General features: G+C 75.2%; 10 protein-coding genes. 5 read left to right on the top strand and 5 right to left on the bottom strand.

The window, feature by feature from the left end; all coding sequences use genetic code 11:
• Positions 1-20 precede the first annotated feature (20 nt).
• Together AB2L28_RS06670 and AB2L28_RS06665 are read right to left on the bottom strand one after the other, a co-directional pair.
• Positions 21-1,226 carry a Gfo/Idh/MocA family protein gene (locus AB2L28_RS06670; protein WP_370717973.1) on the bottom strand — a complete coding sequence of 402 codons (1,206 nt, stop codon included), beginning with the start codon at positions 1,224-1,226 and terminating at the stop codon, positions 21-23.
• Positions 1,227-1,317: 91 nt separating this feature from the next.
• Positions 1,318-2,607 carry an MFS transporter gene (locus AB2L28_RS06665; protein WP_370717972.1) on the bottom strand — a complete coding sequence of 430 codons (1,290 nt, stop codon included), beginning with the start codon at positions 2,605-2,607 and terminating at the stop codon, positions 1,318-1,320.
• Positions 2,608-3,065: 458 nt separating this feature from the next.
• Between AB2L28_RS06665 and AB2L28_RS06660 the strand changes: the two genes are divergently transcribed.
• The 5 genes from AB2L28_RS06660 to AB2L28_RS06640 all read left to right on the top strand — a co-directional run bounded on the left by AB2L28_RS06660 (position 3,066) and on the right by AB2L28_RS06640 (position 8,757).
• On the top strand, positions 3,066-3,758 hold the full coding sequence (locus AB2L28_RS06660) for an NUDIX hydrolase (protein ID WP_370717971.1): 693 nt from the start codon (positions 3,066-3,068) through the stop codon (positions 3,756-3,758).
• A gap of 77 nt (positions 3,759-3,835) precedes the next feature.
• Positions 3,836-5,128: a quinolinate synthase NadA gene (nadA, locus tag AB2L28_RS06655; protein ID WP_370717970.1), complete on the top strand. Its 1,293-nt coding sequence runs from the start codon at positions 3,836-3,838 to the stop codon at positions 5,126-5,128.
• Positions 5,125-6,720 (top strand): L-aspartate oxidase, encoded by a 1,596-nt coding sequence (nadB, locus tag AB2L28_RS06650; protein WP_370717969.1) that lies wholly within the window; start codon positions 5,125-5,127, stop codon positions 6,718-6,720. Before nadA ends, nadB begins: the two co-directional genes overlap by 4 nt.
• Entirely contained in the window at positions 6,717-7,598 is an 882-nt protein-coding gene (gene nadC, locus AB2L28_RS06645; RefSeq protein ID WP_370717968.1) for a carboxylating nicotinate-nucleotide diphosphorylase, read from the top strand. The genes nadB and nadC overlap by 4 nt, the downstream gene beginning before the upstream one ends.
• A 4-nt stretch (positions 7,599-7,602) precedes the next feature.
• The gene (locus AB2L28_RS06640; protein ID WP_370717967.1) at positions 7,603-8,757 is read left to right on the top strand and encodes a cysteine desulfurase family protein; all 1,155 of its coding nucleotides are present in this window, start codon (positions 7,603-7,605) and stop codon (positions 8,755-8,757) included.
• Positions 8,758-8,955: 198 nt separating this feature from the next.
• Here AB2L28_RS06640 and AB2L28_RS06635 read toward each other — a convergent pair whose 3' ends face one another.
• From AB2L28_RS06635 to AB2L28_RS06625, 3 genes are all read right to left on the bottom strand, one after another.
• Positions 8,956-9,453 (bottom strand): 2'-5' RNA ligase family protein, encoded by a 498-nt coding sequence (locus tag AB2L28_RS06635; protein WP_370717966.1) that lies wholly within the window; start codon positions 9,451-9,453, stop codon positions 8,956-8,958.
• Entirely contained in the window at positions 9,450-9,731 is a 282-nt protein-coding gene (locus AB2L28_RS06630) for a hypothetical protein (RefSeq protein WP_370717965.1), read from the bottom strand. Before AB2L28_RS06630 ends, AB2L28_RS06635 begins: the two co-directional genes overlap by 4 nt.
• A gap of 118 nt (positions 9,732-9,849) precedes the next feature.
• Complete coding sequence (locus AB2L28_RS06625; protein WP_370717964.1) at positions 9,850-12,900, bottom strand: S8 family peptidase; 3,051 nt, start codon at positions 12,898-12,900, stop codon at positions 9,850-9,852.
• Positions 12,901-13,030 lie beyond the last annotated feature (130 nt).

The raw sequence follows: 13,030 nt of genomic DNA, 5'->3' as shown, positions 1-13,030 counted from the left end.
CGCCCGGGTGGGTGCGCTCCTCAGGCCGGGTCGCCGAGGTCCGGGACGGGCAGCCGCACCCCACCCCGGCGGGCCGACTCGTCGGCGACGATGCCCGGGAGGGTGAACCGGGCCGCGACCCAGGCGTTGACCGGCGGGAGGACGCGGTCGCGCACCGCGACGACGAAGTCGTCGGCCAGGAAGTGGTGCGCCCCCTCGTGCCCGTTCGGGGCCCCCTCGAACTCCACCGGCAGCCGGCTGCGGTCGTGCACCTTCGCGGTGCCGGAGCGGAAGCTGCTCAGCAGCGCCGGGTCGATGTCGGCCAGGTCCTCGGAGACGTCGCCGTGCTCACCGGCGCGCAGCTCGTCGGTGATGTCCAGGGTCGCGCCCTTGCGGTAGTCCTCGCCCTCGGTCTTGACCGTGACGACGGTGCTGGTGACGGACTGCTCCATCACCTGCTCGGTGCCGTAGAAGCGGAACCGCGACTCCGGCCCGCTCCAGTAGCCGACCCGGCGGAACTCGTTGGTCCGCACGACCCCGCCGTCGGCGAGCTCGAACAGCGCGGACATGTTGGAGAAGTCGTTGTCCCAGCGGGAGACGGCCTTGTCGAACACCCCGTCGCCGCGGGTGTCGCTGATGCCGGTGCAGCTGACGCTGACGACGTGCGTCGGCCAGGCGCCCAGCACCCCGCCGATGGCGTGGGTCGGGTAGAGCATGGGCGGGTAGCTGGCCGTCGCCTTCCAGTCCTCCCCGCCGCTGTACCGGTAGGCGGCGTAGAACCCGTTGTCCATGTCGTGGACGTAGTCGCCCTCGCCGTAGAACACCCGGCCGAACTCCCCGGCGGCGATGTGCTCGCGGGCCCAGACGGTCGCGGGGTTGTAGTAGCTGGTCTCGCCCATCATGTAGACGAGCCCGCTCTCGCGGACCTTCGCCACGATCGCCTCGACCTCGTCGACGGCGCTCGCCATCGGCACGGCGGAGTAGACGTGCTTGCCGGCCTCGAGCGCCTGCAGCACCAGGGGGCCGTGCGACCAGCGCTGGGTCATGATCGCGACGGCGTCCACGTCGGAGGCCAGCGCGTCCTCGAAGCTGTCGAAGGCCCCGGCGAGGCCGTGGGACTCCACGTGCTGCCGGGCGCGTTCGGGCACGAGGTCGGTGACCCACACCTCCTCCACGTCGGGGTGCAGCTGCCACAGGGCGATGAAGCTGCGGGCGAACTGGCCGGTGCCGATGACAGCGATCTTCACGGGGACTCTCCTGCGAGCCGGGGACGCGACGATGGACGACACCGGAATCTACACGAGTCAACCGGCCGGCCCGGGCCCCTCCGGTGAACCGTCAGGGCACGGGGTGCCGGGCGTCGTAGCGGAGGAACCCCCGCTGCGCGCCCGCGAGCGCCAGGACGGCCACGACGCACGCGGCGCCGCCCGCGAGCGCGGCGAACCCCTCCCCCACGCCGGTCGCGGCCGACCCCAGGACGAGGTCGCCCAGGCGCGGGCCCCCGGCGACGACGACGATGAACACCCCCTGCAGCCGGCCGCGCAGCGCGTCGGGGGTCGCGACCTGCAGGATCGTGCCGCGGAAGACGGAGCTGACGGCGTCGGCGGCGCCCGACACGGCGAGCAGCCCGACGCAGGCCCACAGCTTGCCGCCCGTCCCGTCGGGCGCGGCGACGAGGACGACGCCGAACGCGGCGATCGAGGCGCCGTAGACGGCGACGCAGCCGACGACGAACGCCCCCTGGCGGCGGACGCCGCCGAGCGGCCCGGACAGCAGCCCGGCGAGGACGGAGCCCACGGCGAACCCCGCGCCGAGCAGCCCGACGGTCCGCGCTCCCCCGCCGAGCTCGGCCGCGCCGAGGGCCGGGTAGAGCACGCGGGGCATGGCGAACACCATGGCGCACAGGTCCGCGAGGAAGGTGGCCCGCACGTTGGGCCGGGTGGCGAGGAACCGGACCCCCTCCAGGACCGACCGCAACCCGGGCCGGTGGCTGCCGGCCGCCACCTGCGGACGCATGGGCGGCAGCCGGTGGACGCCGACGAGGGCGGCGACGAACGTCACGGCGTCGACGGTGTAGGCGGCCTGGAACCCCCACGTCGCGACGAGGAACCCGGCCAGCAGCGGCCCGAGGGTGAGCGCGATGGCGTTCGTCGTCCCCGACAGGGCGTTGGCGGCCGGCAGCAGCTCGCGCGGGACGATGCCGGGGACGATGGCCGAGCGGGCCGGGTTGTTGACGGCGAAGGCCGCGCTCTGCAGCGCGACGAGCGCGTACAGCAGGCCGACGGACTCCACGTGCCACCAGGCCTGGGCGGCGATCGCGATCGAGAGCACCCACAGGACGCACGAGGCGAGCAGGGCGACCTTGCGCCGGTCGTGGGCGTCGACGAGGGAGCCGCCGTACAGGCCGAGCCCGACGAGGGGGACGAGGGCGACGACGCCCACGAGGCCGACGGCGAAGGTGGAGGAGGTGAGGGCGAAGACCTGCAGGCCGACGGTGACGACGGTCAGCTGGGTGCCGATCCCGGCCAGGGACTGCCCGATCCAGAGCCACCGGAAGGCGGGGACCTCGCGCAGCGGGGTGGTGTCGGCCAGCAGGCGCCGCCGCGGGGCGGCGGGTGGTGAGCTCACGACCCGAGGATAGGTGGTTGTCCGGGACAACCTCCCGCACCAGGCCCCCGGACAGGAGAAAGCCCCCGGGCACTTCCGCCACCACGGTCAGGAGACCGTCGCGGTGGGCCGGTGGACAACCCGGCGCCCGGGGACCCGGTGACTGCCGTGGATTCGCCGCGCTGCGCGGGGCGACCAGAGCGGTCCGCGTCCTGCACGCAGCTGCTAGCGGGCAGCCACCTCACGCGTCCGATGAGAAACCATGTGTTCGGACCACCTCCTTCCCGTGTACCTCGACGGTACGACTGCTCCCCCGGAGTTGTCACCCCGTATTCCCGCCGGCGCGTCCCACCGGCCGCCGGGCGCTGCGACCCGCGTCCGGGCGCGCGGCTTGTCGAGGGGGGACGCAGGGGCCTACAGTGCTCGACGTCCGAGTTTTTGTCAGAACCACCCTTACTGATCCGGGGTCCGGCCTCCTCATGAGCGCGTCACAGCAGGCGATCCTCGTCGCGGTCTCGACGGTGATCTTCGCCCTGCTGCCCGACCGTCGCGGGAACGTGCGCGTGCACCTGCCCCTGGTGCGCCGCACGCGCGACCCCTTCGACGGCCAGTGGGCCCTGCCGGGCGGGTGGGTGCGGCAGGCGGAGAGCCTGTCCGACGCCGGCCGGCGCACGCTGGCCGAGACCACGGGGCTGCGGCCGAGCTACCTGGAGCAGCTCTACACGTTCGGCCGCCCCGACCGCGCCCCCGACCAGCGCGTCGTGTCCGTCGTCTACTCCGCGCTCGTGCGCAACCACGAGGCCGCCGCGGCGGTGGAGGGCGAGAACGTCCGCTGGACGTCGGCCGACGACTGCACCGGGCTGGCCTTCGACCACGACGAGGTCGTCCTGTACGCGCTGTGGCGGCTGCGCACGAAGGTGCAGTTCGCGCACGTGGCCCAGCACTTCCTCGACGAGCGGTTCTCCCTCGCGCAGTTGCGCGGGGTGCACGAGGCGGTGCTCCAGCGGTCGCTGGACCCCGCGAACTTCCGGCGCCAGGTCGAGGCGTCGGGCACGGTCGTCGAGACCGGCGAACGGCAGACGGGTGGACGGCACCGCCCGCCCAAGCTCTACCGGGCCGTCGTCCCCGACGGGTCCTCCGGCCCGCTGCGGACCGCCGGCCCCCTGGCCTGACCGTCTGCAGAACCTCCGCGAACCCCCACGAACCCCCTGCGCGGTCGTGCGCAGGAACTCCGAGAGAAGGCAGCACGATGGCGTCCGTCCCCACGCAGATCGCCCTGCTCACCCGCACCCCGGGCGGCGCGGACAGCACCTGCGACCCCGACCTGCCCACCGCGCCCTGGCAGTTCGACGCGGTGCCCGGCCGGCCCCTGCCGTCGCCCACGTACGGCGCCGGCGCGTCCCGCCAGGACCCCGCCCCCGCCGGCTCCCCCGTGCAGCAGCAGATCCCGGCGCAGTACCGGTTGCTGGCCGCCGAGGAGCTGGACCGCCGCATCCTGGCGGCGAAGGAGGAACTGGGTTCCCGCGTGACGATCCTCGGGCACGCCTACCAGCGCGACGAGATCGTCCGGTACGCCGACTTCGTGGGCGACTCCTTCCAGCTCGCCCAGCAGTCGCAGAAGCACCCCGAAGCCGAGTTCGTCGTGTTCTGCGGCGTCCACTTCATGGCCGAGACGGCCGACCTGCTGACCACCGACGACCAGCCCGTGATCCTGCCGAACCTCGCCGCCGGCTGCTCGATGGCCGACATGGCCGACATCGACGCGGTCCAGGCCTGCTGGGACCAGCTCGCCGCGCTGTACGGCACCGCGCCGGACGCGGACGGCAGAGTTCCCGTCGTCCCGGTCACGTACATGAACTCCGCCGCCGCGCTCAAGGGTTTCTGCGGTGCCCACGGCGGGATCGTCTGCACGAGCTCCAACGCCCGCGAGGTGCTGGAGTGGGCGTTCGAGCGGGGGCAGCGGGTGCTGTTCTTCCCCGACCAGCACCTGGGGCGGAACACCGCGAAGGCCATGGGCGTCCCGGTCGAGGACATGCCGCTGTGGGACCCGCGCAAACCCCGCGGCGGGAACGGCGAGCAGGACCTCCTCGACGCCCGCGTCGTCCTGTGGCGGGGGTGGTGCTCGGTGCACCAGCGGTTCACCGTCGACCAGATCGCGCAGGCCCGCGCGAAGAACCCCGACGTCCGCGTGATCGTCCACCCCGAGTGCCCGGTGGAGGTCGTCGACGCCGCCGACGAGGCGGGCTCGACGCGCTACATCCAGCTCGCGGTCGACGCCGCCCCGGCCGGCACGGCGTTCGCGATCGGCACCGAGATCAACATGGTGCGCCGGCTCGCCGACACCCGCCCCGACCTGACGATCGAGTGCCTCGACCCCGTCGTGTGCCCGTGCTCGACGATGTACCGCATCCACCCGGCCTACCTGGCCTGGGTCCTGGAGTCCCTCGTCGAGGGCCGCGTCGTGAACCAGGTCAGCGTCGGCGCCGAGGTCGCGGCGAACGCGCGCACGGCGGTGGAGCGGATGCTGGCGGTCGGCGCGTGACGAGGCGGTCGGGGACGGCCGTCCACGAGGTGCGTGCCGACGTCCTCGTCGTGGGTGCGGGCGTCGCCGGCCTGACCGCCGCGCTCGAGGCGGCCCGCGGCGGCCGCGTCGTGCTGGCGACCAAGACGACCCTGGGCGAGGGCAGCACCGCCTACGCGCAGGGCGGGATCGCGGCCGCGACGGGACCGGACGACGTCGCCGCGCACGTCGCCGACACCCTCGCCGCCGGCGCCGGGTTGTCCTCCCCCGCCGCGGTGCGGGCGCTGTGCGCGGCCGGGCCGGCCGCGGTGCGGGTCCTGGCCGAGCGCGGTGTCGCCTTCGACCGCAGCCGGCACGACGACGGCGGCTGGGCCCTGGGGCTGGAGGCCGCGCACTCGACACCGCGCATCCTGCACGCCGGCGGCGACCGGACGGGTGCCGCCGTCTCCGGTGCCCTGGCGGACGCGGTGCGCCGCAGCGACGTCGAGGTCCGCGAGGACGCCTTCCTACTGGGGCTGGTGACGACGGGGGGCCGGGTCACCGGCGCCGAGTTCGCCGTCGGCCCGGCCCGCGGCGGCACCCGCACCGTCCTGCGGGTCCACGCCGACGCCGTCGTGCTCGCGACCGGCGGCGCGGGGCAGCTGTTCAGCCGCACGACGAACCCCGCCGTCGCCACGGCCGACGGGCTCGCGGCCGCGTTCCGCGCGGGTGCGCTCGTCGCCGACCTGGAGTTCTTCCAGTTCCACCCGACCGTGGCCGCCGTGCAGGCACCGTTCCTCGTCTCCGAGGCCGTCCGCGGCGAGGGCGCCGTCCTGCGCGACGGCACCGGGCGGCGGTTCGCCCTCGACGCCGACCCCCGCGGCGAACTGGCCCCCCGCGACGTCGTGGCCCGGGCCATCGCGACCGCCATGTCCGGCCAGGGCGGGACCCCGGTCCTGCTCGACGCGACCGGCGTCGCCGCGGCGCTGGGGCGCCCGTTCGCCGACCGGTTCCCCGGGATCGCCGCGCTGTGCGCGCGGGCCGGGCTGGACCCCGAGCGCGACCCGCTGCCGGTCACCCCGGCCGCGCACTACTGGATGGGCGGGATCCGCACCGACGCCGCCGGCCGCACCTCGCTGCCGGGGTTGTGGGCCGCCGGGGAGGTCGCCTGCACCGGCGTGCACGGCGCGAACCGGCTCGCGTCGAACTCCCTGCTGGAGGCGCTCGTCGTGGGCGGTGCCGTCGTGGCCGACATCGCGGCCGGCCCCGGTGCGGCCCCGTTCCCGGACGACGCGGTCACCGAGGTCACGGCATCGACCCGTCCCGTCGCCGCCCACGTCGGCCGCCTGGACCTGCAGGCCGCGCTGTGGGAGCACGCCGGCCTCGTCCGCGAGGCCGCCGGGCTCGCCGTGGCGACGAAGCTGCTCACCCCGCAGGAGGCGCCCGTCGAGCTCGACGCGGACGACCTCGACGTGCCCCGCTCGACGTGGGAGGACGCCAACCTGCTGCTGGCCGGCCGGCTCCTCGTCGCGGCCGCCACGGCGCGCGAGGAGAGCCTCGGCGCCCACTTCCGCTCCGACCACCCCACCGCTCCCGCGCGGCCCCGCCGCCGCAGCCTCCGGAGGACCCCGTGACCACACCCACCCCACCCACTTCGACCGGCGCCGTCGTCGCGCTCGCCCTCGCCGAGGACGCTCCCTGGGGCGACGTGACGAGCGAGGCGCTGCTGCCCGCCGACGCGGTCGCCGACGCCCAGCTCGTGGCCCGCGAACCCGGCGTCCTCGCCGGGGCCACCGCGGCCCGGGAGGCGTTCACCCAGGCCGCCGCCCTCACGGGCGGGACGCTGGACGTCCTGGAGCTGGCCGGCGACGGCACCCGCTTCGCGGCCGGTGACGTCCTGGGCCGGGTCCGCGGCACCGCGCGCGCCGTCCTGCGCGCCGAGCGGATCGCCCTGAACCTGCTGCAGCACCTGTCGGGCGTGGCGACCCTCACCGCGGCGTTCGTCGAGGCCGTGGCCGGCACCGACGCCCGCATCGTCGACACCCGCAAGACGACGCCCGGGCTGCGCGCGCTGGAACGCGCCGCGGTCCGCGCCGGCGGTGGGCACAACCACCGCTGGTCGCTCTCGGACGCGGTCCTCGTCAAGGACAACCACCTCGCGGTGCTGCTGGCGAGCGGTCTCGACGTGACGACGGCGCTGAAGTCCGTGCGGCAGGACGTGTCGCACACGACGACGATCGAGGTCGAGGTGGACCGGCTCGACCAGCTCGAGGCGGTGCTCGCCGCCGACGTCGACGTCGTGCTGCTCGACAACTTCCCCCTGCCCGACCTCGCCGCGGGCGTCGCCCTCGTCCGGTCCCGCTCCCGCGCGCTCGTCGAGGCCAGCGGCGGCGTCACCCTGGACACCGTGCGGGGCATCGCCGAGCAGGGCGTGGACCTGGTCTCGGTGGGGGCGCTGACGCAGAACGCCCGCACGCTCGACCTCGGGCTCGACACGACCGTGGAGGGCTGAGGACGTGCCCGAGCAGACCGTGGCCTACCTGGACCACGCCGCGACGTCCCCGCCGCGGCGCGAGGTGCTCGAAGCGGTCTGGCCCTACCTCACGAGCGTGACCGGCAACCCGTCGAGCGCGCACGCGGCGGGGCGGGCGGCCAAGGCCGGTCTCGACGCGGCCCGCGCCGCCGTCGCCGACGTCCTCGGCGCCCGGCCCGGGGAGGTCGTGTTCACCGCCGGGGGCACCGAGGCGGACAACCTCGCCGTCACCGGCATCGCCACCGCGAACCCGCGGGGCCGGCACGTCGTCGTCTCCGCGATCGAGCACCCGGCCGTCCTGGAGACCGCGTTCGCCCTGCGCGGCCACGGGTTCACCGTCGACGTCGTGGGCGTCGACGCCGAGGGGCGGCTCGACCTCGACGGGCTCGAGGCGGTGCTGCGCCCGGACACCACCCTCGTGTCGGTCATGCACGCCAACAACGAGATCGGCACGGTCCAACCGCTCGCGGAGATCGCCGCGCGCTGCCGCCCGCTCGGGGTCCCGCTGCACACCGACGCCGTCCAGGCCGCCGGGCACCTCGACCTCGACGTCGACCGGCTCGGCGTGGACGCCCTGTCGGCGTCGGCGCACAAGTTCGGCGGGCTGCGCGGGGCGGGGTTCTGCTGGGTGCGCGGGTCGGTGCCGCTGGCCCCCGTCCTGCACGGCGGCGGGCAGGAGCTCGGCCGCCGCTCCGGGACGAGCGACGTCGCCTCCGCCGTCGGCACCGCCGTCGCGCTGCACCTGGCGGCGTCCGCCCGCGACGTCGAGGTCCCCCGCCTGACGGCGCTGCGCGACCGCCTCGTCGACGGCGTGCTCGCCACGGTCCCGGGGGCTCTGCTCACGGGCTCGCGCACCCACCGGCTGCCCGGCCACGCCTCGTTCTGCTTCGAGGGCGTGGGCGGGGAGACGGTGCTCGCCGAGCTGGAGTCCGCCGGGATCGTCTGCTCCAGCGGCTCCGCCTGCGCCGCGGGCTCGGACGACGCCTCCCACGTCCTGCTCGCGACTGGGCTGTCCGCGGACCTGGCGCGCACGGCCGTGCGGTTCACGCTGGGGAACGGCTCGACCGGCGAGGACGTCGACCGGGTGCTCGCCGCGCTGCCGGACGCCGTCCGGGCGGCGGGTGCGCTGCGGACCTGACGCCCGGAGCCCACCCCGCGGATCGCGGCGGGCGCCCCGACCCGTCCGCTCCCGGCGACGAGCGGGGCGCCGCTGGAGCGGCACGTTCCGTGCCGCTTCCTCGTGGCGAACGGGTGGCAACGCACCACCTCCGCGGTGCGGCACGTTCCCGAGCAGCGCCGGGAGACCTCCGGCCGTCCGTGCTCCGCGGAACAAGTCCTAGTCGAACGGGACCGTCTCGACGTGGTCCCAGGGGCCGCCGGCGTAGCGGTGCACGGACAGGCCGGTGACGGTGAACCCCCACGGCGCCACCTCCGCCGTGAGCCGTTCGACGGTGGCGCGCGCCACGGCCGGCTCCACGAAGTTCTGCACCGTGACGTGCGGGGAGAACCCGTGCGCGTCCTGGCGGGTCAACCGTCCGGTGAAGTCCCCGGCCACGGCCGAGCGCGCCGCGCTCAGCCCCGGGCTCGCCACGACGAGGGCCGCGCCGCGCCCCAGCGAGCGGACCCCCGTGACCTCCGCGGTCGGCGCGGGCCGCGCGCAGGCGCGCCGGACCGCGTCGAGGACGTCGCCGAGCGCGTCGCCCGGCAGGGCGTGGAACAGGGTCACGTGCGCCGCGAGCCGGTTCCGTTCGGGCGGGAAGTGCGTGCGCCGCAGCCGGTCGAACGTCTCCTGGGTCGACTCGTCGACCTCGGCGGCGACGATGAGCGGGTTCACGCGAGCACGACGGCCGTCGCCGCCACCCCGACGACGACGCACACGACGGCCAGGGCGAGGGCGGCGGTCCACCAGCCGCGGTCGGGGTGCCCGGTGCGCAGGGCCCGCACGCCGAAGCCGACGACGACCAGACCCATGACGATCGACAGCGGGGCGATGACGAGGGAGACGACCAGTCCGGCGACGGAGGCGACGATCCCCGCGACGGCCCCCGTGTTCGTGGGCTGCGCGGGCTGGTCGGTGGGCTGAGTCCCCCGGGGGGTCCCTGGCTGCTGCACCGGACCACTGTGCCAGCCCTGGGCCACCCGCGCCCGACCCCGTCCGGGCGCGGCACGGCCCGGTCACCTCCGCGAGGTGACCGGGCCGTGGTCCGGGGGGCGCGCTGCCCGCTGCGGGTCAGCCGACGGCGACGACCGTCCGCAGGGGGGTCTGCCCGTAGGTGATCGTCCCGAGGTAGCGCTTGGCCGGGTCGAGCCCCTTCCACGACGCCGTGAGAGTCGTCGGGCGTCCCTGGACGAGAGGCAGCGGGTCGGGGGTGACCCGGAACCGGCCCTGGCCGCCGCCCGCCCCGAGCACGTACGAGGTGAGCGCGTACCCCGCGTCGGGAGCGCCGTCGGCGCCGGTGTAGCCGGAGACCTGCAGCACGTACCGGCCCGGTTCGGTGAACCCGTCGATCCGCTCGTCCGCGGCGGTCGTGGCCGACTGCGCCACGAGGGTCCCACCGTCGGTGTAGAGGTAGAGGTCGACGTCCGAACCCACCTGGCCGACGAGGTCGAACCGGGTGAACGTCGCCCCCTCCGGGATCGTCACGGGGAACTCGCGGACGGCACCGACGCCCACGCGGCCGCTGCGCGTGGTCCCGGCCACGAGCCCGGTGGTCGTCAGGTCGAGCGAGCCGGTCGTGCCCGGCAGCACGGTCGCGCTGACCGACCCGGACCGGGAGGCGGGGGCGGTGAGGTCGGCCGGGACCCCGCCGAGCGTCAGCGCCTTGAGCGCCACGGGCGAACGGACGGTGAGCCGGTCCCCGCCGGTCCACGTGAGGGACCCGGTGGTCCACTGGTCGGCGGGGGCGGTGGTGCGGGTGAACGTCACCCGGAACCGCCCGGTCTGCCCCGGCTGCAGGTTCAGCACGCTGGGCTGCACGCTGACGTCGAACCCGGGGACGGCGGCCTGCGCGTAGTAGAACCCGCCCGTGACGGCCGTGACCGACCGCGTCACGGTCCGGGTGCCGACGAGGTCGCCGACCGCGATCGAGGCCTGGTTCAGGTCGCTGGGGTCGACGGCCTCCAGTCCCGTACCCGTCTCGACGCCGGACCCCTCGAGCCAGCGCAGCCAGTCGACCGGGGTGGAGTCGTAGACCAGGCCGGGCGAGAGCATCCTCGCCGGGTCGACGAAACCGGCCCCGGCGGACAGGACGTCCTGGACGGGTCCCCCGTCCGCGCCGACGAGGTCGCGGGCCGTCGTCATGAGGGCGGACTTCACCATCATCGGTGTGAACTCCGGGTGCGCCGCCAGGTAGAGGGCCGCGAGACCGGTGACGTGCGGGGCCGACATCGACGTCCCCGACTCGGGGGCGAACAGGTCCTCGCCGTTCTCCGCGGCGACCGGGGAGTACCCGGCGATGATCCCGGACCCGGGCGCGGTGACGTCGGGTTTGAGGACGTCCCCGTCGTCGACGAGCGCGGGTCCGCGGGAGGAGAACGCCGAGATCTGCGGGGTGGGCGTCGCGGTTCCGGTGGTGTTGCCGGCCTGGAACGAGGCGGTCGGGTTCCGGGTGCCCCGGACGTAGGCCACCACCCGCTCACCGGCGGCGGTGTCGAGGTGGACCGTGGGGACGGAGTGGGTGTCGGGTTCGAGGGAGTTCGGGGTGGGGTTGTAGAGGATCATCCCGACCCCGCCGGCGCGGGCGACCTCGGCGGACTTCGCCACCCGGGCGGTGATGGCCCGTTCGCAGACGACGATCTTGCCCTTGGCCCTGGCCGGGTCGAGGGAGCCGTCCAGGCACTTGTCGGCGTCGTCGGCCGGTGCCCTGCGGATCTTCACGGCCGAGCCCAGGACGAGCGGGGCGGACGCCAACGGTTTCTGCTGCAGGCGGGCCCCGACGAGCTTCGTCCCGTCGCCCAGGACGACCGTGCCCTCGCGCAGGACGGACGTGGCCGCGGCGACCGTCGTCACCCAGGGGCTCTGGTGGTCGACGGTCGAGGCGCCCGGGCCGGAGTTCCCGGCCGAGGCCGAGACGAAGATCCCGGCGGAGGCGGCGACGAGGAACGCCGTCTCGACCGGGTCGGCCGGGTCGGGCGAGGGGTCGGACCCGATCGAGTAGTTGATGACGTCGACGTTGTCGGCGACGGCCTGGTCGATCGCGGCGACCAGGTCGGAGGTCTGGCAGCCGTTGTCACCCTCGTCGCTGGTCCAGCACACCTTGTAGACGGCCAGGGCCGCGGCGGGCGCGATGCCGGTGACCTTCCCGTAGGAGTCGCCCTGGACGGTGGCGGGCACGCCGTTGTCCCCGACGGCGGTCGTGGCCGTGTGCGTCCCGTGCCCGTCGCTGTCGCGCGCGGAGTCGAACTCCTGCGCGGAGAGGTCGTGGGCGTCGAGGAAACCGTCGTTGAACGAGCGGGCGCCGACGACCTTGGTCGAGCAGTCGTCGGCGGTCCAGCCCTGACCGGTCTCGCAGACGCCGGTGTAGGTGCCGCCGTCGGCCTTGTCCACGCGGATCGCCGACCCGCTGCGGTACGCGCCGTGGGGGTCGTCCGCGGGGGCCCGGGTCGGCAGGTCCGACCCGGCGACCGAGGGGTGCTCGGGCCACAGGCCGGTGTCGAGGTCGGCGACGACGACGCCGCGGCCAGCCTGGGCGACCCCGCCGAGCCGGTCCCACACCCCGCCCTGCCCGGTGAGGCCGAGGTAGTCGGCGGTGGTCCGCGCGGGTGCGTTCGTCGCGAGGGTCGTCGTGGCGCCCAGCGGCCGGGTCCGGCGCTCGACCCCGGTGCTCGTGCCGGTGAGGTGCCGGGTGACGTCGGGGGCGACGGAGACGACCCCGGTGGTCCCGGCGAGCTCCTTGGCCTGCGCGCCGGTGAGGTGGGCGCTGAACCCGTTGAGCGCCACGGTGTACCGCTGCTGCGGGACGGCCCCGACGACGTCGGCGACCTCGGCCTGCGCCGACAGCAGCAGGTCCCGGTAGCGGCGGGTCGTGGACTGCGTGAGGTCGAGGTGGCCCCCGGCCGACTTCAGCCGCGGGATCCCCGGCAGGGAACCGTCGTAGCCGGCGATGGGGTCCTGGGCGAGCGTGACGACGTAGTTCCCGTCGGCGAAGGCGCCGGCCGAGAGGGAGGCCGGCGGGGGACCCGGCGGTGGGGCGGCCGTGGCGGGCAGGGCGGGAGCGAAGGCCAGGCAGATCCCCACCCCCACCGCGAGCGCCGAGGTGGTGAGCGGACGACGGGCGACCACGGTGTCCTCCAGCGGGACTGGGTGAAGGATGACTAGAAGTGTGCATCAAGTGACAGTCGGTGAAGACGTGACGCGGGGCAGCAAACCGGGTACCGGGCGAACCGTCAAGGCCGGCAGTAGTTTCGGACCG

Origin of the sequence: Kineococcus mangrovi (genome assembly GCF_041320705.1) — a bacterium.
GTDB lineage: Bacteria > Actinomycetota > Actinomycetes > Actinomycetales > Kineococcaceae > Kineococcus > Kineococcus mangrovi.
This window is presented reverse-complemented; position numbering and strand designations above follow the sequence as displayed.

Excerpts from the sequence above, each read along its gene's own strand:
- nadA (WP_370717970.1), top strand. The coding sequence starts at position 3,836 with ATGGCGTCCGTCCCCACGCAGATCGCCCTGCTCACCCGCACCCCGGGC.
- AB2L28_RS06660 (WP_370717971.1), top strand. The coding sequence starts at position 3,066 with ATGAGCGCGTCACAGCAGGCGATCCTCGTCGCGGTCTCGACGGTGATC.